Raw genomic sequence first — 22,932 nt, 5'->3', positions numbered from 1 at the left:
CTATATCAGGATAATTCACAGCTTTTTAGAGGAGAAAAACAATGGTTGCCACACTACCAACAGAACTCGATCCATCCACAGCGATTTATGATGAAGTCTTACCTGCGCGTAAACCTTGGTCGCGGGTCATCAAAAAAGGGCAGATTTTACGAATTATCGACCTAGAAGCGAATCAAGCCGTCGATACGCTATTTTACAATGCGCATGACTTTTCCGAGCGCTACAGCGCACCCGACACAGTTGTCCGCCAAGGTAACATTTTCATCACCACCGGCACGCAACTCATTTCCAACGAAGGAAATGTCATGATGACCGTCATCTACGATGATTGTGGCAGACACGATACGCTGGGTGGTGCGTGCAGCATGGAAAGCAACTCGGTGCGTTATGGGTTGCACAAAAAGCATCTTCATGCTTGTGTCGAAAATTACTTGCTAGAACTGAGTAAGTATGAAATGAATAAACGCGACTTAGTGAGCAATGTGAATTTCTACATGAATGTTCCTGTGAGTGAAGACGGTACGCTAGAGATCGTCGACGGTATTTCAGAAGCAGGCAAAAGAGTCGATCTGCGCGCAGAAATGGATGTGATGGTATTAATTTCTAACTGTCCGCAAATTAATAATCCTTGTAATGCTTATAATCCAACACCGATTCGATTGATTGTGTGGGACGCAGCATAGGTGAATTGGAAGTTAGATTATCGCAAGCTATAGTGTACGCACCTTCGTTGTATTACCTTGCCTCCCAACCCCGCTTCTTGCTCACTTCTGGAGAAGATCGACAAGGGGCTGCCAAACTACCTAAAGTCCCCAGGCGTGGGAGATTTAGGGGCCAAGAAGACTTGAGTATACACTGTAGGTCATAGGGAGTGGGAAATACCCTGCTCCCTAATTTTTGTTGTTAAATGTGGTATTTGGCGCTCATTCAGCAGTTAGTGGAATTTTCATGTTCAATAAAGTTTTGATTGCCAATCGCGGTGAAATTGCTTGTCGCATAATTCGGACGCTCGATCGCTTAGGAATTGCCTCAGTCGCGGTTTATTCACAAGCAGATGCGCACGCACCGCACGTTTCTATGGCAACTGAAGCCGCGTGTATTGGGGCTGCACCAGTTGCGGAAAGCTATCTTCGGTACGATCGCATTCTCGAAGTCGCACAACAAACTGGCGCGCAGGCGATTCACCCAGGCTACGGCTTTTTGAGTGAGAACATCGAATTTGCCCAAGCGTGCGTCGCCGCCGGAATTGTCTTTATTGGTCCTAGACCCGAACAAATTCGCTGCTTTGGGTTAAAGCATACAGCGCGCGAGTTAGCCGCACAAAATCAAGTACCATTAGTGCCAGGAAGTGGGTTATTAGAGAGTTTAACGGACGCACAACACGCCGCAGCGGCGATCGCCTATCCGGTAATGCTCAAAAGTACCGCAGGTGGTGGGGGAATTGGCATGCAAGTGTGCGCCAATGATGCTGAATTAGCGGATGCTTTTGAGAAAGTGCAGCGCTTGAGTCAAGCAAACTTTAAGCAAAGCGGTGTCTTTTTAGAAAAATATATTCAAACCGCACGCCATATCGAAGTGCAAATCTTTGGCGATGGTTGTGGTCGTGTTATTGCCCTAGGAGAACGCGACTGTTCGACACAGCGCCGCAATCAGAAAGTGATTGAAGAAACTCCTGCACCAGGAATCAGCGACGCGCTACGGCAGCAATTGTATGACTGTGCGGTGCGCTTGGGACAGGCTGTAAACTATCAATCGGCGGGGACTGTTGAATTTGTTTTTGATGTCGCAACGCAACAATTTTACTTTTTAGAGGTAAACACGCGCCTACAGGTGGAACACGGTGTCACCGAAATGGTGAGCAACATTGACTTAGTAGAGTGGATGGTGCGACTCGCCGCAGGTGATACAACGTTTTTGGATAATTACACTTATCAGCCGCAAGGTCATTCAATTCAAGTCCGAATTTATGCAGAAGATCCGCACAAGAATTTTCAGCCGAGTTCGGGGTTACTGAGTGCGGTTCGTTTTCCCAAGAACCTCCGCTGTGACGCCTGGATTGAAACCGGAACCGAAGTCACGCCGTTTTACGACCCGCTGCTGGCAAAACTCATTGTCCATGGAGAAGACCGCGCAGGTGCGATCGCCCAACTACAAACTGCGCTGAAGGAATCAGAAATTGCGGGAATAGAAACGAATCTCGACTATTTACGCCAAGTTATTGCGAGTTCCGCGTTTATCGAGGGAAGCGTTAGCACGCGCTATCTCAACACGTTTGCTTATCAGCCGCGCACGATTGATGTTCTAGATGGTGGCACTTACACGACAATTCAAGACTATCCTGGACGCATTGGCTATTGGGACATCGGCGTACCGCCATCAGGACCACTGGACCACCTAGCATTTCGGCTAGGAAACCGAATTCTGGGCAATCCTGAATCAGCACCTGGGCTGGAATGTACAGTTATGGGTCCAACGTTGCGCTTCCATTGCGATACTGTCATTTGCTTAACGGGTGCAGCGATGAAAGCTACGCTAGATGGCGAACCTGTACCATTTTGGACGGCAATTCCTGTCAGTGCAGGTAGTACGCTGAAACTAAAAACAATTCAGGGACATGGCTATCGCACTTATATTGCGGTTCAACACGGATTTGATGTACCCGAATACTTGGGCAGCAAAGCAACGTTTACTCTAGGTCAATTCGGCGGACACGCGGGACGCACGCTGCGTGCGGGGGATGTTTTGCGATTAGCGCCAGGAGAATCTAACGCGATCGCGTCGTTACCTACGGAATTAATTCCTGAATATACGAATGCGTGGGAAATTGGCGTTCTTTATGGTCCGCACGGCGCGCCCGATTTCTTCACCGCAGAAGACATTGAAATGTTTTTTGCCACTCGGTGGACAGTTCATCACAACTCGGCGCGTACAGGAATTCGTCTCATAGGTCCGAAACCGCGTTGGGCGCGGACTGACGGTGGTGAAGCAGGGTTGCATCCATCGAATATTCACGACAATGCTTATGCGATCGGCACGATTGATTTTACAGGTGATATGCCGATTATCTTGGCGCACGATGGTCCGAGTCTGGGTGGATTTGTTTGTCCAGCAACGATCGTCCAATCAGAACTTTGGAAAATCGGACAACTCAAACCAGGGGACACGGTACGCTTTTATTGTCTGACTGCGGCTGAGGCGCGACAGCGCGAATTAGAGCAAGATCGTCAGATCGAAACATTAGCGATCGCCGCAACGCAAAGCAAATTAACTGAGGTCACAAATCCGCTTTCACCGATTCTACGCGAGATTCCCCCGTCACCAACGCAAATCGCTGTTACCTATCGGCAAGCAGGGGATAAATACTTACTCATCGAATACGGTCCACTTGTCCTCGATCTCAATCTGCGCTTTCGAGTACACGCGCTGATGGAGTGGCTTAAAGCAAATCACGTAGCAGGAATCATTGACCTTACCCCAGGAATTCGTTCGCTACAAGTGCATTACGATAGCCGAGTTCTCCCTGTGCAAGAATTGCTCAACGCGCTGACTACCGCAGAGTCGCAGCTACCACCCGTTGATGATATGGAAGTTCCAACGCGGGTAGTGCATCTACCGCTTTCGTGGGATGACGAATCGACGCAACTTGCGATTCAGAAATATATGCAGTCGGTACGTGCGGATGCGCCTTGGTGTCCGAGTAATATTGAATTCATTCGGCGGATTAATGGTTTAGAAAGCATTGAGCAAGTGCGCGAAATTGTCTTCAATGCTAGTTACTTAGTTTTGGGCTTGGGAGATGTTTACTTGGGCGCACCCGTGGCGACACCACTCGATCCGCGTCATCGTCTAGTAACGACTAAATATAATCCGGCGCGAACTTGGACACCGGAAAATGCCGTCGGAATTGGCGGTGCGTATATGTGTATTTATGGTATGGAAGGTCCAGGCGGCTATCAATTTGTGGGGCGCACTGTTCCGGTATGGAATCGCTACAAACAAACTGAGGATTTTTCGCAACCTTGGCTGCTGCGCTTTTTCGACCAAATTCGCTTTTTCCCTGTGTCGCCCGCCGAGTTGTTGCGCTACCGCGAAGATGTGATTCAGGGTAAGGTGAAGCTAAAGATTGAGGAAGAAACTTTTAGTCTTAAGCAGTATCGCGAGTTTTTGCAAGCGAATGCACCGAGTATTGCGGCTTTTCAGGCTAAACAACAAGCGGCTTTTGCTGCGGAACGCGATCGCTGGGTTGCGGCGGGAGAGTTTACCCGTCAAGAAAGTCTTCAACAATCCGACGAAGAATCAATTGCTCCTGAAATTGTGCTTGCTGACGGTGTGGAGGCGATAGTAGCGCACGTTTCGGCAAATGTCTGGCAAGTGCTTGTCAAAGTTGGCGATCGCGTTGCGTCTGGCGATCGCCTCGTCATTTTAGAAGCAATGAAAATGGAAGTGGCGGTACTTGCCGAAGATAGCGGTACGATTACCGACGTCTTTTGTCAACCAGGACAAACAGTGACAGCTGGACAAATTTTGGCAGCAATCCAACTTGATTGAGATTCCCCTACTTCATAGCTTTGTCAGGTCAACGGACAAGGTGACCCAAAACTCTATGCAGATCCGATGGTTACAAGACTTGCGTTTGCTGCAACAGCTGCAATGTTCCTTCTAAGTCTCTCAAGTCACTCAGATTTATTTCAGGAGTTTGACTTTCAATCTGGCTAAGGGGTATCAAATCGCCTGCTGGCGTGACTCCGGAAGCTAAAGGATACTCTCTCGTTTCGGTTGCAAAATAATTTTGGGCATCAGCACTTAACAAGTATTCTACAAACCGCTGCGCAATGTTAGGATGTCTTGCTGAATTGAGAATAGCGACACCGGCAACGTTAACTAATGAACCAACGTCGTTTGTAAAATGGTGTTCTACAGGAACTTGCGGATTTTCTCGCTTGATTCGTTCTAAGTAGTAGTGGTTGACAAAGCCTACGCCGACTTCTCCACGAGTCAAGCCTTCTAAAATAGAAGTGTTATTTGGGAAAACTCTGGGATTATTAGCACGAATACCTTCTAACCATTTCCTTGCTTGGTCTTCTCCCTGAGAGACGCGCAAAGCCGTGACGAAAGCCTGAAATGAGCCATTAGTGGGTGCCCAACCGATTCTATCTCTCCAAGTCGGCTCGGTGAAGCCAAAGATTGATTGTGGTAGTTCTGCCGCTTGTACCAAGTTGGTGTTGTAATCAACGGTTCGTACTCTACCTGTAATGCCAATCCATTGACCTTCAGGCGAACGATAGCGGCTATCTACTTGATTTAACAGGTTTTCCGGTATTTGTGTGGTTCTTCCTTCTTGTTGTAGTGCACCTAGTGCCCCTGCGTCTTGTCCAAAGAAAATATCGGCTGGACTATTATTACCTTCTTCTAAAATTGTTGCCGCCAGTTCTGCCGTATCACCATAACGAACTTGGACATTAGCGTTGGTTTCTTGTCTAAATCGGTCGATCATCGGACCAATTAATTGTTCGTTACGCCCTGAGTAGATTACTAATTCGTTTTCTAAGGCTGCAGGTGTAGCTGGTGTAGCAGCGGGTGATGTGGTTGTGGTAGTTGTCTGGTTATCAGCGCAGGCGATCGCAATGCTTCCCGTTGCACCTGCTAATCCTGCTAGATATATAAACTTACGACGTCTCATTATTGCCCCTCGCTTTCAATCTTGCAACTTATTCTTAATTATTTAATAAATCTATCTAAAACAATCGCCAAAAAGAATGACAAAAAGATGACAAAACTACTATTGGTTAACGATAAGTTTTCTAAATTTAAACCAAATACAAAATTACGTAACAGAGATACAAGCTAGCCGTGAGTAATAGCAATATGTATCAATTTGGTAATTAACTATTGACAATTGTTACACTTAATACTTTAGGGGCTAACTAGGAGAATTTTGCATTAATTGGTAAGTTAGCAGCAAGTTACTCTAGCTGTAGTAGCTAATGGCTACAGAGAATTTAGTAAAGAACGCGATGCTCAGATTAATCAAGAGAGCTTTGGAAATCTCTCAAGCTGCGTACGCGATATAAGATTATCTTTGACTTTTACAGGTCAATCTTTAGTTACACCGGTAAATCATCGCGGGGGTTGTAAGTTTCAATTTGATTTAGTTTTTCGTAGAGTTCTCGTTCTTCAGGACTCAAATTCTTAGGGACGACGATTTGAATTTCGACTAATTGGTCGCCGCGTTTACCTTGTTCGTCAGGATAGCCTTTATTTGCCAAACGCAATCTTTGACCCGATTTGACCCCTGGAGGAATGTTCATTTTCACCCAACCGTCCAAAGTCGGGACTTCTACAGGAATTCCCAACGCGGCTTCACTAGGAGTTATGGGCACTTGAATTGCCACGTCATATCCTTCAAGCTTAAAAAATGGATGCGGAGAAACTGCGATCTTCAAATAGAGATCCCCACCACCAAGACCTTGCTCGCGCAGGCGGATCGTTTGACCTGTTACCATTCCCGCAGGCATATCAATTTCGAGCGATCGCCCATCTTCCAAGCGAATTCGCTCTAACCCACCTTGATAGGCTTTTTCTAAAGGTAGAGTTAGCTTAGCTTCCACATCGCGACGACTCGAACGCGAAGAAATCGTATAAGCAGTTCGCGTTGTTCCAGGACGAAAAGGATCGCGTGGCGGACTACTCGGCGGTGGCGGAGTATTTTTGCCGTTTCTTTCTTTACGACGTCCGAGAACTTGGTCAATGAAGGTATTAAAATCAGAAAACTGATCGTAATCGACATCGCCTGTACCACGGCGATTATCACTCCAAGATTTCGCGCGCGCTGTTTGCTTTCCCCAAAATCCTTTTTTCCAGTGACTGCTGTATTCGTCGTATTGTGCCCGTTTCGTTTGGTCAGAAAGAATTTCGTAAGCTTCGTTGATATCTTTAAATTTTTCCTCGGCTTCTTTATTTCCTGGATTTAAGTCAGGATGGTATTGTCGCGCTAACCGTCGGAAAACCTTCTTTATCTCCTCATTAGTTGCGTCTTTAGGTACTCCTAAAATTTCGTAATAGTTCCGAAAGTTTTGCACGTTTTGCATAGTTTAGCGATTAGCTATCAGCCCTCAGCCATCAGCTTTCAAAGTTGTCTGTTCAAACTAGTTTAGTTGCCGCAACCGATTGCGGTCGAGTTAACGCCAACTGCTCTATTGTTACAGCCAGTTGTCATCGTCGTCATCCCAGTTATCTTGGTACGACGGACGCGGTCTACTTGACCTGTCATTATAAGTTGGTCTTGGTCTGTCGTTATAGTATGGAGAACGCGTCTCGCGGATTGGTGGTTCCCAATCGTCTTCACCAGTGAAGATGCGACGAATCGACCCGAACAAGTCATCATCTTCGTCCTCGCTAAAGTATTGTCGAACTTCGCGATTGAGTTCGTAAACCGCGTCTTGAAGATCGGCGTAAGCTTGGTCAATTCCTCGGTCATTTTCTTCCGCAAGATATTCGCGTAATTCGCGGCTAATCGCTTCGATGCGTTGTCTGCGACTGCGCGCAAACTGCATCCCAAAGTCCAAACCAATTTCTTTGAGTTGGCGTTCTGCTTGTAAAATCAGAGCTTCCGCCCGCGTGCGCTTTTCGACTTTCTCTTTGCGTTTGCGGTCAGATTGCGCGTATTGTTCGGCTTCTTGAAGCATTCGCTGCACTTCTGCTTCGCTGAGTGTCGAAGCACCTTGAATTGTGATACTTTGTTCGCGACCTGTGGTTCGATCCATCGCGGTCACTAATAAAATACCATTCGCATCGATATCAAATGCGACTTGAATTTGCGGTACGCCTCGTGGTGCGGGAGGAATTCCCGTCAGCTTAAACCTCCCCAATGATTTATTATCAGCTGCCATTTCGCGTTCGCCCTGCACTACGTGGATTTCCACCAACGTTTGATTATTACTTGCGGTAGAAAATATATCCGATCGCCGTACAGGAATTGTCGTGTTACGGGGAATGAGCTTTTTCATCACGCCGTTACTCGTTTCTAGCCCTAACGACAGCGGCGTAACATCTAATAGCAGAATGTCTTTAACTTCGCCGCCGAGAATTCCAGCTTGAATCGCGGCACCGACTGCAACAACCTCGTCAGGGTTGACATTTTGGTTTGGTTCTTGACCGATCATCGCGCGGACGAGTTGTTGTACCATTGGCATTCGCGTACCGCCGCCCACAAGGACGACTTCTTCAATATCTGACGGGCGGAGATTTGCATCTGCTAGCGCGCGTTTTACGGGTGTCCGCAATCGTGCCACTAAGTCAGCGCAAAGACCTTCGAACTGCGATCGCGTTAGGCGCGTTTCGAGGTGTTTAGGTCCATCTGCCGTCGCCGTGATAAAGGGTAAATTGATGTCAGTGACTGTGACGCCCGAAAGTTCGATTTTGGCTTTTTCAGCAGCTTCAGTGAGGCGTTGCAGCGCTTGGCGATCGCGTCTTAAATCGACTTGTTCGGTTTCCAAAAACTGATCCGCCAGCCAGTCAACAATTTTTTTATCGAAATCATTACCGCCAAGCTGAGTATCGCCACTGGTGGCTTTGACCTCGAATACTCCATCGCCAACTTCTAAAATCGATACGTCAAAGGTGCCACCACCTAAATCGAACACCAAAATCGTTTGGTTTTCTCGCTTATCTAAGCCGTATGCTAAAGATGCCGCCGTTGGTTCATTGAGTATCCGCAACACTTCTAAACCTGCAATGCGCCCAGCATCGCGTGTCGCTTGTCGTTGCGAATCGTTAAAGTATGCGGGTACTGTCAGGACTGCGCCTGTTATCGGTTCGCCTAAATAGCGGCTAGCGTCTTCTACGAGTTTGCGTAGCACCATCGCGCTGATTTCTTCTGGTGCAAATTCTTTGTCTAAGCGCGGACATTTGATTTTGACGTTTCCTGCTTCGTCTCGCCGAATCGTATAGGGCACTCGTTTTGATTCTGGGCTGAGTTCGCTGTATTTGCGACCAATAAATCGTTTAACTGCGTAGAAGGTATTTTGAGGGTTGAGAACGGTTTGTCGCCGTGCCATCTCGCCAACAACTCGCTCACCGTCTTTGCTAAAGCTTACCACCGAGGGCGTAGTCCGCATTCCTTCGGCATTGGCAATTACCACCGGCTTGCCACCCTCCATGACAGCTACCACTGAGTTGGTTGTACCAAGGTCTATGCCGACTACTTTACCCATGCGTGAATGTTCTCCTCGCGCGTTTTAATAAATTATTGTTGAGAACCTTTGCTGAATCAATTGTATCTTGCTAGCGAGGGATACATAAGACAAGAGGTCCGCGATCGGGGGTCGGAGGTCAGAAAATCATCTAATCTCTGTTTGTTCATTAGTAAAAACAAATTTTTCAGTCTTTTCGATCAGGTGTATTTAGGAACATTCCTCGTTTTTAGATTCAGGTTTCCTCTAACCCTGACCTTTGACCCCTTTTTCCAGTTGGATGGAACGATGACACCAGAAGTCGAAGCCAGAATTCGCAATTTATCGATTGAGCAGTTAGAAAATTTAGGTGAAGTCTTGCTAGATTTTTCAGATGCTGCTGATCTGGTGACTTGGTTGGAACGTGAAGCTGCTTGAGCGAAGTGCGATCGCGTCGTTGAAACTTTCGCGATGTAAACTGCTGTTCTCATTTTTCTGATGTAAATTAAGCCAAAAAAATGCTTGGAGAAACGAGGCAATACCAGTCACTGCTTTCATTTCATTGAATTGTGCGATGCTAGAAGTTCAGTAGACTAATTGCTTCGTCTTCGCTGAGTGACTACAAATGTAAAGGAATGCAAAGTATAATGAGACCGAGTAAACGTCAAAACACTGAAGGTCAAACACACAACAGATGCGAGTCGCGATCGCTAAGGCAGGTTTAGCAGGGCTTTCCTGCACGCAATATCTCACAACAGTTAATTTCGAATTAGCCGCACTCTTACATGAGATCGTGGCAATCGTTCGCCATCGCGCTATGCTGACTTGGGGTGAAAAAATTGAGTTAGCAAAAAGCTTGGGTTTGATGCACTTTGGCAAAGATAATGCTTCAAAGTTATTGAAATACTCGGTCGTGAACATCTTACAGTCAATTTACACAGTAACGTTAGGGCGTCAAGATGACCGTTCTAGCCTGCAAATACGCAATAATTTTTATCGCAATAGAAGTGACACCATGCAACCATATCTAGGTAGCATGGAAGGTGCCGTACTTTCTGGTAAGCTGACAGCGCAGGCAATTAATGCAGCCCATCAGTCGGCAAATTCTTATAGCCTGCAAATGCAAAACATCCAGCCTGCAACGAATGCTGCAACTGCCTGATTCTTTGTGCATGAAAAAGCTCGCATCTGTAGAGGATGCATACCAACTTTGCCGTCAGATTATGGCAAAGTATGCTAAGACTTTTTACCTCGCCACACTACTGATGAGTGAGGAAAAACGTCGCGCAATCTGGGCAATCTATGCCTGGTGTCGCCGTACTGATGAATTGGTCGATGGTCCGGCTGCTGCGATGACAACGCCAGAAACGTTGGAATTGTGGGAACAGCAGTTAGAATCTGTGTTTGCGGGTCATCCTGTTGATGACATGGATGTTGCCTTAGTAGACACAATCCAGCAATTTCCCGATTTGGATATTCAACCGTTTCGGGACATGATTGCCGGACAACGAATGGATTTGTATCGCAGTCGCTATGAGACGTTTGAACAATTAAACCTTTACTGTTACCGAGTTGCGGGAACTGTAGGTTTGATGTCAACCGCGATCATGGGTGTTGAACCTGCGAACACCACTGCTGCGTGGCAACAAAATCAAGCACCGCACGACCCAACTCCAGAAGCGATCGCGCTAGGAATTGCTAAACAACTGACGAATATCTTGCGTGATGTCGGCGAAGATGCGCGTCGAGGACGTATTTATCTACCTCAAGAAGACCTCGAGCGTTTCGGTTATTCTGAAGAAGAACTCTTTCAAGGCATCGTCAACGATCGCTGGCGCGAACTGATGCGCTTCCAAATCGAGCGGACGCGACAGATTTATGCTAAAGCGGAAACCGGAATTAGTTATCTGTCTTCAGATGCGCGTCTTCCTGTGTGGGCAGCTTTAATGCATTACAGCCAAATATTGAATGTTATTGAACGTAACGACTACGATGTTTTTCGCCAACGTGCTTATGTCACGCAGGTACGAAAATTACGCACATTACCGATCGCGTGGTTGCGATCGCAGGTGCTGTAACTAGAGGCATTGAGCCGCAAAGGGTCAAAAAAGTTTAGCTTAAAATTAGCTTTTACCTTTTGCTTATCGCCTCTAGGTATGATAGTATATTGTTTCGTCACCATGGAGAGGTGGCTGAGTGGTCGAAAGCGGCGGATTGCTAATCCGTTGTACAGTACGTAAGGCTGTACCGAGGGTTCGAATCCCTCCCTCTCCGTTAGCTCTATTATCAAAGTTATCAAACTCTGAATTCTCAGTGAAGACTTAACAATTTCTCACTCTGATTATTTGACGAGTTGCCGTACAATCAAGCTCATTCCCCAATCGTATAGAAATTAGTACGACTGCATAAGCACAGGAGCGAGCATATGAAAAGACTTGATGCGGTGAGGACTTCCGACGATCTCCCTCAACGGCAAGTAAAGCGTAGTACCGTAGCTTTTACACTAACGACCTTAGGTACTGCGCTTTTGTTAGCGGCTTGTGAAAATACTCCTCCTGCCAGCAATACAGGAGCAAATAACGCTTCTCCCGCTGCGACAACCACAAGTGCAACGAGTAGTAACGACGGACTCAAAATTGGTTCGTTATTACCATCAACTGGCGATTTAGCTGCGATTGGACAACAGATGATAGATTCTGTTCCTTTAGTCGTCGAAACAGTGAATGCTTGTGGCGGAGTGAACGGCAAGCCCGTGACACTAATTGCGCAAGACGATCAAACTGATCCGCGCGCTGGCGCAGCCGCGATGACCAAGTTAGCTGAAGTCGATCGCGTTGCAGGTGTCGTTGGTTCATTTGCAAGTAGCGTTTCGAGTGCGGCTGTCCCAATTGCCGTGCGTAACAAAGTGATGCTGATTTCTCCTGGTAGCACCAGTCCAGTATTTACCGAACGCGCCAGCAAAGGTGAATTCCAAGGCTATTGGGCACGTACTGCGCCTCCAGATACTTATCAAGCACTCGCCTTAGCTCAACTCGCAAATCAACGCGGCTTCAAGCGAGTTTCAACGGTTGTGATTAATAACGACTACGGTGTCGGTTTTGAACGCGCATTTGTGCAAGCGTTTAAGCAACTCGGTGGCACTGTTGTCAATGAAGCGAACCCAACGCGCTATGACCCGAAGGCAACGACTTTTGAGACTGAGGCGGCTGCCGCTTTCAGTGGCAATCCTGATGCTGTAGTCGCAGTGCTTTACGAAGAAACAGGTAGCTTACTGCTTAAATCAGCATATCAGCAAGGCGTGAGCCAAGGAGTACAAGTGATGCTGACCGACGGCGTGAAGTCAGCAGGCTTCCCCACCAAAGTTGGTAAGTCGAGCGATGGTAAATACATCGTATCAGGTGCGATCGGTACCGTTCCAGGTGCTGATGGTAAAGCTTTACAAGCGCTAACACAATTGTGGCAATCAAAAAAAGGTCAACCACCTGGCGAGTATGTTCCTCAAGCATGGGACGCTACTGCTCTCCTCGTTCTGGCTGCACAAGCAGCACAATCTAACACTGGTGAAGGCATTGCAAGCAAAATCCGTGAAGTTGCAAATCCACCAGGAACTGAAGTAAGTGATGTTTGTGAGGGGTTGAGATTACTTCGCGAGGGACAGGATATCAACTATCAAGGCGCAAGTGGTAATGTCGATATCGATCAAAATGGTGATGTTGTCGGTGTTTATGACGTTTGGACGGTGAATGACGATGGCAAATTAGCAGTCATAGATAAAGTTAACCCGAAGTAAGTTGAGTGAGAAGCGAAAAGTGAGGAGTGGTTAGTGGAAGTGTCGGAGTGTAGGAGGTGTGAGAGAGACGAAAATGCTACTTTTTCCTCTCATACCATTTCACTAAATCAAAACGACAAATCATTCCTCCTCTGCTTCCTCTGCTCCTCTGCTCCTGAAGCTGCCTATTTGTAGTAACTTCAAAGTGAAATAGTATATTCGCCCTCTTTAGAAACCAAATCCACCGAAGTTGTAACCGACTCCGATAAGTATTCCGATATCGGTGTTATCGACGAACGCAACATTAAGCGCGGCGGTTGCGGTAAATTGAGATGTTAGGGGAACATCTACCCCACCTGTTAACACGGCTCCAAAGGTGCTATCTTCACCGGTAGAAATGGCAACACCTCCGCCGACATAAGGAGCGATTGGCAAAGGATCGGTAAAAGCCCCTACAGGTTGAAAAGAGAAATCGTAGGTGACTGGAATCAGAATGACCGCATTGTTTCCTAACACAGCAGTGGGACGTGTTGACAAAGTATTCGTTAACCCAATCTTGCTGATGATGGCAAAATTACCACCGCCTAGAGCCGTGCTGCCATTGTCACTTAAACCAATGTTACCTGCAACACCCACATAACTAGAGCCGCCGATTGTCGGTTGACCTGGATCGACAAGGATTTGAGCGATGCGATCGCTTGACGCACTTTCGACTGTTTGGGGAGCAACTGGTGCTTGTGTCAGCGGTGCAGAAGCAGTTGTCGTTGTTCCTGGAGTAGGTACGTCTGATGTTAAAGAAACTGCTGGTTGACTTTGAAGCCTCTCTACTAAACGATTTGTCGATTGTGCAGATTGCACTTGTTCAACGTCAGGCGCTGGAACTGTTGTCTGCGCTTGAACCGCTACTGTCACACTTGCCATCAACGGTGCTAACACAACTGCTTTGAATGGGGAAGGAATACGTTGAGTAAAAATCGCATTCATAATCACTCCTCAACCACTTCTAGGAAGATCAACGATAATTTCAGGCATTTTTGATTGACTTTCGCCAATATTCAACATCTAGCACGCGAATTTATAATTTTGTGCTGCTAGTTTGACAGATTTATAAAACTGTGCGTGGTGGGAAAATCTCAGCAAATTCTCTGCTAAGCTTATATATTTGAGCAATTACACGCCTCGGCTTTGTAGAAAAATAAAGACTCTAGTAGATTTAAGCTGCTCTTTTAGCGCGCTCTCAAACAATTACGAACTGCTCGCTCATAAGTTTGAATAGCAGCTTTTTTTATTTGGGTGATGTCTCACTGAAAGGGTTAAAAATTCAATAATGAGCAAGACAATTTTATGCTTTGGTGACTCAAATACTTGGGGCTGGAACCCCACTACACAGCAACGCTTTCCGCGTGATGTAAGATGGACTGGTATCTTACAACAGCAACTTGGCAATCAATATCACATTATCGAAGAAGGATTATGCGGACGAACTACGCTGCGCAAAGATTTGTTTGAGCGTTATACCAATGGCAAAGAGTATTTAATTCCTTGCTTGAGTTCGCACAAGCCAATTGATTTAGTCACGATTATGTTGGGAACTAATGATTTAAAGAAGCGTTTCGGTCTTTCTGCTTTCGATATTGCTAAAGGTGCTGGGATTTTAGTTAATATTATACAACGAAGCAAAACAGGACCTAACAGTAGTGCGCCAAAAGTTTTATTGATGGCACCACCACCAATCGGAAAAATCGCGAACGATCGCGGATTGTTTCAAGGTGCAGAACCTAAATCAAAACAGTTGGGCAAACTGTATATGCAAGTTGCTCAGCGTTATGGATGTGCATTTCTCGATACAGCAGAAATTATTCGTTCTAGTGATATCGATGGAATTCATCTGGAAGCAAGCGAGCATTTAAAACTAGGGATAAAAGTTGCTTCTATAATTAATGAGATTTTTGCTGGTAAAATATTATGTTCTAATTCTAACAAAATTGCTTAAAAGTTATTTGTAATTATTATAATTCATTATCCTTGGGCATACTTTTTGGTTGAGAACAATTAAGTTTATCTGTGTAATTTTTTGAGCGATAAGATAGTGGTTGTTTATAATCGGAAAAGTTTGTTGGAGAAGGTTGTTGCTTAATAGCACGGTAACGTAAGAAGCGAATGAGGATTATGCACGTATAGTAACTAGCGATCGCACACGTTAACCCTACAACAAAGCAACCAACAAATAATACAAATATAATTTCGGTTCCGAGTTCTAAAAACTGCTGCCAACTTGCAACGCCTGCAGAAGTAAAAACTAAATTTCGATCGCCGATTAGCCAACGACCAACTTGAAAATTAAACAGAAAAATTGGAATATAAGTTAATGGATTACTGACCCAAGTTCCGGCAGCGGCCATTAACTTACTGCCTTTGAATAAAATTGCTAAAGCTACGCCAATCAGTGTTTGGAAGCCAAACAGAGGAAATAATCCAGCAAAGACTCCCGCAGCGAAGCCTCTAGCAATGTATTGTGGGGTTCCAGGCAAATTTACTACGCGCCAAAACCAACTGTGAATTTGTTGCTGCCAATACCCCTTAAACTTTTTTAACTTTGGAGTAATCTTACGTCTTTTCACTACTACTGTAAGAAATAAAACTGTACCCTCTGTGCCGTTGACTCAAGTACAAATTTATACTCAATTAATTTAAGCACGATCGCATTCCCGCATACCTATATACCCTTGTTGTTAGTTCGGCAATCCGTTACTTTTAGATCTATCATCGTATGTTTAAGCTTAGTTTATGAATTGCGAAAAGCTTTTACCTTTTGAAATTGCACTACCCTTATCTGTCAGAACTTACGATATAGATTTTGCAGGTATTGTTAGTAATATTGTATTCATTCGCTGGTTAGAAGATTTACGCTGCGAAATTTTGGTAAATCATTTACCAATTGAAGAACAACTTCAAAATGGCGTTGCGCCATTGCTCATCCAGACACAAATTGATTACAAAAAATCGATTACTTTAGTTGATAAACCCATAGGGAGAATGTGGATTAGCAAGTTAAAAACGATGAAATGGTTTGTCAATGCTGAAATATCTGTCGATGGTATGGTTGCAGCGACTGCGGAACAAACAGGTTGTTTTATTGACTTAACAACAAGGCGTCCGGTTCCTGTACCCGCAGAACTACAGCAGAAATATTTGGAGTATTATCAAAACAAGGGTCAGAGGTAAACTCCTATCAGGGAAGTCATTATGAGCTTCTATAATGTCCTAACTCTGTTACTAGAGCTATAATTTCTCCTAATGAATTGCTGGAACAGGCGGAATTCGGGCATAGCGGCGGTTTCTGAGACAGGCAGTTTGGCAGGTAGAATATAGCCATCTTCGCTATCGAGATACAATTCACACAATTGCAGCAGTGCTTCAGCACTTTCTAAGGGTGGTAAATCGCCAAATAGGTAAGTAATTTTATTCGTTGCACCAAGCGCGATCGCACGCGGACGTTCGCACGCACACAAGCAACCCACCGTTTGAATTTCAAGTTCTGATTTTCTTGCCCAATTTTCATACAGTGGCATAAGTTGATGGAGTAAGTGCGTTCCGCCTGGTTGTCCTTCATAAAGTTCCCGATCGGCAGAAAAACCGCAAGCTTCGCAGACAAAAAGAACGCGCGTCATAGATCTAGTAGGAATCAGAGGTCAGGGTTAAAATCTAGCCAGGTAAATCACTACGCGTTAGTTTGTTCTGACTCGTTAACCAGATACTTAAATAAGTCATCAATTACTAAATTGGCAGCAATTGGACCACTCCCAATCCAGTAATTTGGTACTTGATAAATTTGGTTTTGTTGTACTACTTCTAAGTTTTGCCAAAGTGGATCGGACTTTAATTGTGCTAGTTTTTGTTGGGCTTGTTGATTAGCTTCCACAGTATTTTCACCCGTCCAAACGAACATGACATCACCATCAGCTTGATGGAATAATTCACGGCTAATTGATGTTTGGATTGGATTGCCAAATCCTTTTTGGGCTTCATCGGCGGCGATCGCCTGCGCTGGAGGACGCGATAATCCAGCATCTTGTAAGATAATGCCAGCGAAAGAATCTTTGAGGTAAAGATGAATGCGGTCTGGATAGATGCGAACAACAGAGACTTCTGTACTTTTAAGACGTTCTCCCATTTGTTGTTGAAATTGCTCTAAGCGCGAGTGATAATCGTTCATCACTTGTTTTGCTGTATCGACTTTTTGCAGCTTTTGGGCAAAATCGAGAAAAACTGCTTTCCACTTGCCGCTATGTTCAAACTCGTAAAGTAGAGTAGGCGCAATTTGTGAAGATTGAGGATAAATTGTTTGATAGAAATCTAGCCCGACAATGAGATCTGGTTGAAGTGACAGAATCTTTTCTAGGCTAGGTTCACCAGTACTACCAATATTGATAATTCCTGCTACGTCCTGTCGCCAGGAGAATGCAAAATTATCTGAAACAGCGCCAATTGGTCGAATTCCCAAGGATAACAAGTATTCGAGTGTGACACTATCGAGTGCTACAACTCGCTTGGGCTGACGCGGTACGCAAGTTTCTCCTGCAATATGTTGCACGATATAACAATCAGTCTCAACTGCAACGCGCTCGTGGTTTGTGCAAGCCGCAAGCAAAGCGATCGCGACAAGCGGTGCGATGCAGCGTGACTTAAAATGTAACAGATAATGAACCAATGACTGTAAAAGGCGCACCTGGTGCATTTGCTTCGCGAAATCCTTCACTATTACGGATGTAGTTGACGTCGAATAAATTCTGGAAGTTCAGTGCAGCCCGCCAGTTATCTTGACGGTAAAATATTGCCGCATCAGTGCGAACATAGCTAGGAAGTTCATAAGTGTTATCAAAGTCACCCGCGCGATCGCCAACAAAGAATAGTCCCAACCCAAAGCCTAGCCCTTGTAAATTGCCATTTTGAAATTCATATGTCGTCCATACGCTGGTGCTATTTCTGGGGACATTATTAGGACGATTTCCCGCAGGGTAATAGTTATCTTCTGTGATTTCAGCATCCGTATAAGCATAGGACGCGATCGCATTCCATCCTGGCAAAATCTCACCAGCCACATCAAGTTCAATTCCGCGACTTCTGATTTTACCGACTGCAATGGCAAAATCTGGATTGAGTGGATCGGGACCTTCGACATTTCGCTTTGTTAAGTTATACGCCGCTAGATTCGCCACCAATCGCCCATTGGCAAACTCGCCGCGCACGCCAACCTCGAACTGTTCGCTAATTTCTGGGTCGAGAAAAGAGCCATCGACAGTCTGACCAAAAATGTTAGGTGTAAAAGCCTGACTATAGCTACTATACAGCGACACTTCGCGACTAGGTTGATAAACTACACCAACGCGCGGAGTAAAACGTTGCACAGTATCTTCAGTTTCTGTATTCGATAGGCTATCTACCGATTGCAAATCGTAAACGTCGAATCTTCCCCCTGCTAAAACTTTGAGATTTTCACTCAAAGTAATTTGATCTTGTAGATACACGCCAATATTGTTTTCTCGACGCGTACTATCCCGCACAATTAACGTTAAATCGCCTAAGTTCGGACGCGAAATCAAATCGCCTTCTTGAGTAAAGATATTGATAAAGAAACTCGGATCGCCTGGTAAACGGCGCTGACCACCTTGGGCGGTACTGCGGTTAAAATCGATTCCGGCTAAAAGTGTATGTTGAACATTACCTGTGGCAAATTCGCCCACGACATTGGTTTGCAGTGAGTAGAATTCGTAATAATCATCGTTAGAGCGCCAGCGGCGATCGAGCGTGCCATCATCTTCAATAATCCAGCTATCAATGCGAAAATCGAAAGTATCAACTGAGAGATAGCGAAACTCGTTTCTGAGTTGCCAATTGTCGTTAAAGTTATGGGTTAAGCGATAGCTGGCGCTCAATTCTTCGGTTTGGACGATCGCACTCGGATCTTGAAATAAGCGATCGCGCGGTACGTCTGCAACTCGATTCCCAATCGCCGGAAGACCGCGGTCGAACGGGCGTTCTGCATCTGCGTAGGTAAAATTGAAGGCTAAAGCGGTGCGATCGCTCAAATTCCATGTTAGTGATGGCGCTAGCACAAAGCGATTCACATCTTGACCATAATCGCGAAAGCCATCTTCAGCTTCATACAGTGCGGTGAAACGATACAATAGCCGGCGATCGGGATCTAGCGGTCCTGTAAGGTCAATACTCGGACGCACTAACCCGAAACTACCAACGACAGTGCCTATCGTATAAGCCGGATCGGCTTGCGGTTGCCTGGTGACAACATTGACAACACCGCCTGGTTCCAAATTACCATACAATACCGAGGCGGGTCCCTTGAGAACTTCAACGCGTTCAATCAGTTCAGGATCGGAGGTTCCTCTAGAACTAAACGATCCGCGGCGAAACCCATCTTCAAATAATACATCAGACTGAAAGCCGCGAATATTAATGCGGTCTAGACTGTCACCAAAACTATCACCGACGCTGACGCCGCTGACGTTGCGCAAAGCCTCACTCAGACGGTTAACTTGCCGATCTTCTAAAACACGTTGTGGTAATACTTGAATTGATTGCGGAATATCGCGCAGTTCTGTATTTGTACGAGTTGCAGTTGTCGCATTAGGGACAAAATAACCTTCTAAATCTAATTCACCCGTCACGACAATTTCAATTTCTTCATCGGTTGGAGGTGTTACTGCTAAGACTAATCCTTCTGCTGCGACTTGTAATTCAACTGTTGGTGGTGCATCAATTCCGGTAATGGCGACACGCACCTGATTGTTTGGTAAATTTGTCACGCGCACTAACGTAATACCCTCAGTTGGATTGACGGCTTGAAATTCTTCAGGTAATGCCAACACGGCGTTAGGAATATCTGCAATCAAGGTATTATTGAGGGTTGACGTCGTTGGAGATAATGTTGCTGTTGTCTCCAGAACCACTGCAATGCCGTTTGTTGTATCTATTCTCACTCCAGTAATTTGAGCGAGTGTTTGCGCAATTTGCTTTTGCTGTGCAACAGCAGTTGCTTCATTTGTAACGGTTTGTGCCCAAGCAGGAGGAGAAAACAGTAATGAGAGCGCTGTCAATAACGCTAATTGCCAATAATGCCGCATCACACCACACACCAGTTAAAGATTGAGAACTAGGCTCAATACGCTAGTACAGCTTCTGTTGCTAAACTTTTTCAAAAAAAAGTGTAAGGGAATTTATGAGGTTATGGGCGATCGCTTTGACTACTAGCGGGAATTTTTTGAACGCTAGGCGGAATTTTTTTGAGTAAGGTAATCTCTCGGATTTACTCCAAATTTCTTTCTAAAGGCAGATGCAAAATAACTACGATTAGCAAAACCAACGCTACGCGCAATTTCAGAAACGTTCATACGACGTTGTTCGAGTAGTTGACGCGCTTGTTCGAGGCGATAGTCATGCAGATAGCCGAATACAGTCTTACCAAAACAGTAGCGAAAGCCACGTTTGAGCGTACAGTCATTTAAACCAACTTGTCGCGCTAACTCGATTAATGACAGTGGATTGTCTAGTTGTTGCAGTAAGATTTCTTTAGCGTAGTGAATTCGCTCAATATCATCAGGTTTGAGTGGAGTATGAGATAGATTGCGCGGATGTTCTAGATCGTGCATCAGCAACGCCATCAGTTCCCAAACTTTGCTTTCGAGATACATCCGTTTGGTCAAAGATAGATAAGGACACTGAAGAATTTGCTGAATTGCGGTTTGCATCGCAATTGTTGTGCGTCCAGAATAAGTTTCGTATTCTTCGTCACCTTTCAACAATGGTTGCGTTACTGAGAAGGAAAATTCTGATTCGCCGTGCCAAAATGCGGTAAACAATTCCGGCTCAATATGAACATTAATCGCAAAAATCGGTTGAGTAGCGCAGGATTTTGGCTTTTCTTTAGGTGCTACGCCACTACTATACAGGCTATAATGCCCACCACGCATGACTTGTGTGTCATATTGTTCCACTCCCGAAAGCAGGAATGTATACTCAATAGGGTGCGATCGCTCTGGCATGTCAACAATAATGTCATCATGCAGTTGATATTTAGTGATATCTAATTCCAATCCATCGCGCAGATTGATGTGACGATAATAACCCTGTCCTAGCTGAGGTGGAAACTGATAAGTGATATCATCAACGTGCGCTTGCTCCACTGCCGTTTCTTCAAACAATTCCCAATAAGCTTCTTTTGAAATCATCATGGCATGGAGGCGCTATCAACTATTGCAAATAATTCCTAGAATTATCGCATACTTAACGAGGTAAATTAAGCATAGCTAGCCACTATACCTAATCACTAGCCACTTTCTTGCGACTTAACCATCCTGTCAACATTGCCAGCGCAAAGATTCCTAACATTGCACCCACAAGTAAAATTCTACCGCCTTCAAAAACCCCTGCACCAAGTGCAACAATGGGCGGTGTAGAAATAGCGATACCAAGAATCAGCGCCAAAATAAAACTACGCCATTTCATTTGCGTGAGTCCGACAGCGTAAGCAACAAAGTCAAATAACCCTGTCATCAAAAAGCCTGTTACCAGAAAAATATTGCGTTCGAGATACTTTTGGCTAAGAGAATCAACTCTACCCATAAATCTTTGTCCAACCAGCTTTTGCACTAAACTACGTCCATAGCGTTTGGCGATGTAAAAGTTGAGGTTACACGCAATCAAATCAGCGATCGCAATCACGACAATTCCTTGAACAAAACCAAACAGCACTCCTGATAAAATCGAGTAAGCTGTGCTTGGTAGTGCTGGAATCACAATGCTGACCATCCGCAAGGATATCACTGCTAACGGTGCCCAAACACCAAGTTGATCGACATTTGCTCTTACTTGTTCAATCCCGATACGATTGACAAACCAAATTCCTACAGCAATGAGTAAGACGATCGAACTCAGTTGTACGATTTGAATAAATTTGCGTTTTGTCATTTGCGCTTCTAAACTTGCTGCTATATCCCACCTTCATAAACTAAACTAAGATAAGTCTGCGTAGACAGACTTTGTGTGTAGGCACGAATTTGATTCGTGAGGTATTGATTGCAACTTAACAATTTGAGTAATAGTAATTGCGCGATCAGACACGCGATCGCCCAAGATGCAGATGCGATCGCAAACTTATCTCACCAGTTAGGTTATCCCACAACTACGAGTGCTGTACAACACCGTTTAGCACAAATGCACTCAGCAAATCATGTTGTCTATGTAGCAGAAATTCCTAATATTGGTGTCATTGGCTGGATTCACGCCCACCTATGTTTACTTTTACAAACAAACCTACACGCCGAAATTGGTGGTTTAGTTGTTGATGAAAAATATCGTGGTAGTGGTATCGGTCAGCAATTATTGTTACAAATAGAACAGTGGGCAAGTCAGCAAGGATGCGAAAGTGTGTATCTCCGCTCAAATATTATCCGCGAGCAGGCACGCATTTTCTATAGAAAGATGGGCTATAGCTATATCAAAACTTCCCTCACCTTCAGTAAGCATCTCTAAAATATTTTGGCGATCGCCTACCATTTAAACATCGTTTCGTTACATTTCAATTTAAGTTGATGCAAGTTACATCTCGAACAAATTTTGATTCTGTTGTTTTAGGCTTTCATGCTTTATCCGATTCGCTGCGCGTGAATGTTATTGAATTATTGCGCGATCGCGAACTGTGTGTTTGCGAGTTATGCGATGCTTTAGGCGTTACGCAGTCAAAACTCTCTTTCCACCTCAAGACTCTCAAAGAAGCTGGTTTAGTGCGATCGCGTCAAGAGGGACGTTGGATTTACTACAGCTTGAATTTACCACAATTTGTCGCTTTAGAGCAGTACTTAGCCGAATTCCGGCGTTTTAGTGCGATCGTGCCCAGTCGTTCGTGTCCAAGCTAGCTTTGTAAATCTTAAGTTTGGTTGTTTCCACAAAGTAGAAACTTTCTACTTGACAAATCAA

Annotated in this window: 20 protein-coding genes and 1 tRNA gene; 11 read left to right on the top strand and 10 right to left on the bottom strand. The window is 45.1% G+C overall.

Going from position 1 to position 22,932, the window contains the following annotated elements; all coding sequences use genetic code 11:
* Positions 1-41: 41 nt before the first annotated feature.
* Positions 42-683, top strand: coding sequence for an urea amidolyase associated protein UAAP2 (locus tag B1A85_RS01545; protein ID WP_104545175.1), 642 nt, complete (start codon positions 42-44; stop codon positions 681-683).
* A 265-nt stretch (positions 684-948) separates the two neighbouring features.
* Positions 949-4,548 carry an urea carboxylase gene (gene uca, locus B1A85_RS01540; protein WP_104545174.1) on the top strand — a complete coding sequence of 1,200 codons (3,600 nt, stop codon included), beginning with the start codon at positions 949-951 and terminating at the stop codon, positions 4,546-4,548.
* A gap of 70 nt (positions 4,549-4,618) precedes the next feature.
* Here uca and B1A85_RS01535 read toward each other — a convergent pair whose 3' ends face one another.
* From B1A85_RS01535 to dnaK, 3 genes are all read right to left on the bottom strand, one after another.
* Positions 4,619-5,680, bottom strand: a complete 1,062-nt coding sequence (locus B1A85_RS01535; protein ID WP_104545173.1) for an iron ABC transporter substrate-binding protein — start codon at positions 5,678-5,680, stop codon at positions 4,619-4,621.
* A 424-nt stretch (positions 5,681-6,104) separates the two neighbouring features.
* Entirely contained in the window at positions 6,105-7,088 is a 984-nt protein-coding gene (locus B1A85_RS25885) for a DnaJ C-terminal domain-containing protein (protein ID WP_104545172.1), read from the bottom strand.
* A gap of 111 nt (positions 7,089-7,199) precedes the next feature.
* A complete protein-coding gene (gene dnaK, locus B1A85_RS01525; protein WP_104545171.1) occupies positions 7,200-9,212 on the bottom strand; it encodes a molecular chaperone DnaK in 2,013 nt (670 codons plus the stop codon).
* A 267-nt stretch (positions 9,213-9,479) separates the two neighbouring features.
* On the opposite strand from dnaK, the gene B1A85_RS01520 reads away from it, so the two are divergent.
* The 5 genes from B1A85_RS01520 to B1A85_RS01500 all read left to right on the top strand — a co-directional run bounded on the left by B1A85_RS01520 (position 9,480) and on the right by B1A85_RS01500 (position 12,960).
* On the top strand, positions 9,480-9,608 hold the full coding sequence (locus B1A85_RS01520) for a DUF4351 domain-containing protein (RefSeq protein ID WP_104545170.1): 129 nt from the start codon (positions 9,480-9,482) through the stop codon (positions 9,606-9,608).
* A gap of 256 nt (positions 9,609-9,864) precedes the next feature.
* Positions 9,865-10,332, top strand: a complete 468-nt coding sequence (locus B1A85_RS01515; RefSeq protein WP_104545169.1) for a hypothetical protein — start codon at positions 9,865-9,867, stop codon at positions 10,330-10,332.
* Positions 10,316-11,248 (top strand): 15-cis-phytoene synthase CrtB, encoded by a 933-nt coding sequence (gene crtB / locus B1A85_RS01510; protein WP_104545168.1) that lies wholly within the window; start codon positions 10,316-10,318, stop codon positions 11,246-11,248. The genes B1A85_RS01515 and crtB overlap by 17 nt, the downstream gene beginning before the upstream one ends.
* 104 nt (positions 11,249-11,352) lie before the next feature.
* Positions 11,353-11,444 (top strand) — tRNA-Ser (locus B1A85_RS01505).
* A 151-nt stretch (positions 11,445-11,595) separates the two neighbouring features.
* The gene (locus B1A85_RS01500; RefSeq protein ID WP_104545167.1) at positions 11,596-12,960 is read left to right on the top strand and encodes an ABC transporter substrate-binding protein; all 1,365 of its coding nucleotides are present in this window, start codon (positions 11,596-11,598) and stop codon (positions 12,958-12,960) included.
* A gap of 207 nt (positions 12,961-13,167) precedes the next feature.
* Here the strand turns inward: B1A85_RS01500 and B1A85_RS01495 are convergent, their stop codons facing one another.
* Positions 13,168-13,923, bottom strand: a complete 756-nt coding sequence (locus B1A85_RS01495; RefSeq protein ID WP_104545166.1) for a hypothetical protein — start codon at positions 13,921-13,923, stop codon at positions 13,168-13,170.
* Between the two features lie 343 nt (positions 13,924-14,266).
* Between B1A85_RS01495 and B1A85_RS01490 the strand changes: the two genes are divergently transcribed.
* Positions 14,267-14,932, top strand: coding sequence for an SGNH/GDSL hydrolase family protein (locus B1A85_RS01490; protein ID WP_104545165.1), 666 nt, complete (start codon positions 14,267-14,269; stop codon positions 14,930-14,932).
* 16 nt (positions 14,933-14,948) lie between these two features.
* Here B1A85_RS01490 and B1A85_RS01485 read toward each other — a convergent pair whose 3' ends face one another.
* Positions 14,949-15,560, bottom strand: coding sequence for a DUF2062 domain-containing protein (locus B1A85_RS01485; RefSeq protein ID WP_104545164.1), 612 nt, complete (start codon positions 15,558-15,560; stop codon positions 14,949-14,951).
* Positions 15,561-15,726: 166 nt separating this feature from the next.
* On the opposite strand from B1A85_RS01485, the gene B1A85_RS01480 reads away from it, so the two are divergent.
* Positions 15,727-16,164 (top strand): thioesterase family protein, encoded by a 438-nt coding sequence (locus B1A85_RS01480; RefSeq protein WP_104545163.1) that lies wholly within the window; start codon positions 15,727-15,729, stop codon positions 16,162-16,164.
* A gap of 29 nt (positions 16,165-16,193) precedes the next feature.
* Here the strand turns inward: B1A85_RS01480 and B1A85_RS01475 are convergent, their stop codons facing one another.
* The 5 genes from B1A85_RS01475 to B1A85_RS01455 form a co-directional block, all read right to left on the bottom strand.
* A complete protein-coding gene (locus tag B1A85_RS01475; protein WP_210404124.1) occupies positions 16,194-16,610 on the bottom strand; it encodes a DUF1636 domain-containing protein in 417 nt (138 codons plus the stop codon).
* A 50-nt stretch (positions 16,611-16,660) separates the two neighbouring features.
* Positions 16,661-17,650, bottom strand: coding sequence for an iron-siderophore ABC transporter substrate-binding protein (locus tag B1A85_RS01470; protein WP_210404123.1), 990 nt, complete (start codon positions 17,648-17,650; stop codon positions 16,661-16,663).
* Entirely contained in the window at positions 17,625-20,081 is a 2,457-nt protein-coding gene (locus B1A85_RS01465) for a TonB-dependent siderophore receptor (protein ID WP_104545161.1), read from the bottom strand. The genes B1A85_RS01470 and B1A85_RS01465 overlap by 26 nt, the downstream gene beginning before the upstream one ends.
* A 144-nt stretch (positions 20,082-20,225) precedes the next feature.
* Positions 20,226-21,188, bottom strand: a complete 963-nt coding sequence (locus B1A85_RS01460; protein ID WP_104545160.1) for an AraC family transcriptional regulator — start codon at positions 21,186-21,188, stop codon at positions 20,226-20,228.
* A gap of 88 nt (positions 21,189-21,276) precedes the next feature.
* Positions 21,277-21,924 carry a TVP38/TMEM64 family protein gene (locus B1A85_RS01455; protein WP_210404122.1) on the bottom strand — a complete coding sequence of 216 codons (648 nt, stop codon included), beginning with the start codon at positions 21,922-21,924 and terminating at the stop codon, positions 21,277-21,279.
* Positions 21,925-22,047: 123 nt separating this feature from the next.
* Between B1A85_RS01455 and B1A85_RS01450 the strand changes: the two genes are divergently transcribed.
* Positions 22,048-22,488, top strand: coding sequence for a GNAT family N-acetyltransferase (locus tag B1A85_RS01450; RefSeq protein WP_146087123.1), 441 nt, complete (start codon positions 22,048-22,050; stop codon positions 22,486-22,488).
* A gap of 59 nt (positions 22,489-22,547) precedes the next feature.
* Entirely contained in the window at positions 22,548-22,871 is a 324-nt protein-coding gene (locus tag B1A85_RS01445; RefSeq protein ID WP_104545157.1) for a helix-turn-helix transcriptional regulator, read from the top strand.
* Positions 22,872-22,932 lie beyond the last annotated feature (61 nt).

Origin of the sequence: Chroococcidiopsis sp. TS-821 (assembly GCF_002939305.1) — a bacterium.
In the GTDB taxonomy this organism is placed as follows: domain Bacteria; phylum Cyanobacteriota; class Cyanobacteriia; order Cyanobacteriales; family Chroococcidiopsidaceae; genus Chroogloeocystis.
Note: the sequence above shows the minus strand (reverse complement) of the source record. Positions and strands in the feature narration are given on the sequence as shown.

Excerpts from the sequence above, each read along its gene's own strand:
- B1A85_RS01545 (WP_104545175.1), top strand. The coding sequence starts at position 42 with ATGGTTGCCACACTACCAACAGAACTCGATCCATCCACAGCGATTTAT.
- uca (WP_104545174.1), top strand. The coding sequence starts at position 949 with ATGTTCAATAAAGTTTTGATTGCCAATCGCGGTGAAATTGCTTGTCGC.
- B1A85_RS01535 (WP_104545173.1), bottom strand. The coding sequence starts at position 5,680 with ATGAGACGTCGTAAGTTTATATATCTAGCAGGATTAGCAGGTGCAACG.
- B1A85_RS25885 (WP_104545172.1), bottom strand. The coding sequence starts at position 7,088 with ATGCAAAACGTGCAAAACTTTCGGAACTATTACGAAATTTTAGGAGTA.
- dnaK (WP_104545171.1), bottom strand. The coding sequence starts at position 9,212 with ATGGGTAAAGTAGTCGGCATAGACCTTGGTACAACCAACTCAGTGGTA.
- B1A85_RS01520 (WP_104545170.1), top strand. The coding sequence starts at position 9,480 with ATGACACCAGAAGTCGAAGCCAGAATTCGCAATTTATCGATTGAGCAG.
- B1A85_RS01515 (WP_104545169.1), top strand. The coding sequence starts at position 9,865 with ATGCGAGTCGCGATCGCTAAGGCAGGTTTAGCAGGGCTTTCCTGCACG.
- crtB (WP_104545168.1), top strand. The coding sequence starts at position 10,316 with ATGCTGCAACTGCCTGATTCTTTGTGCATGAAAAAGCTCGCATCTGTA.
- B1A85_RS01500 (WP_104545167.1), top strand. The coding sequence starts at position 11,596 with ATGAAAAGACTTGATGCGGTGAGGACTTCCGACGATCTCCCTCAACGG.
- B1A85_RS01495 (WP_104545166.1), bottom strand. The coding sequence starts at position 13,923 with ATGAATGCGATTTTTACTCAACGTATTCCTTCCCCATTCAAAGCAGTT.
- B1A85_RS01490 (WP_104545165.1), top strand. The coding sequence starts at position 14,267 with ATGAGCAAGACAATTTTATGCTTTGGTGACTCAAATACTTGGGGCTGG.
- B1A85_RS01480 (WP_104545163.1), top strand. The coding sequence starts at position 15,727 with ATGAATTGCGAAAAGCTTTTACCTTTTGAAATTGCACTACCCTTATCT.
- B1A85_RS01475 (WP_210404124.1), bottom strand. The coding sequence starts at position 16,610 with ATGACGCGCGTTCTTTTTGTCTGCGAAGCTTGCGGTTTTTCTGCCGAT.
- B1A85_RS01465 (WP_104545161.1), bottom strand. The coding sequence starts at position 20,081 with ATGCGGCATTATTGGCAATTAGCGTTATTGACAGCGCTCTCATTACTG.
- B1A85_RS01460 (WP_104545160.1), bottom strand. The coding sequence starts at position 21,188 with ATGATGATTTCAAAAGAAGCTTATTGGGAATTGTTTGAAGAAACGGCA.
- B1A85_RS01455 (WP_210404122.1), bottom strand. The coding sequence starts at position 21,924 with ATGACAAAACGCAAATTTATTCAAATCGTACAACTGAGTTCGATCGTC.
- B1A85_RS01445 (WP_104545157.1), top strand. The coding sequence starts at position 22,548 with ATGCAAGTTACATCTCGAACAAATTTTGATTCTGTTGTTTTAGGCTTT.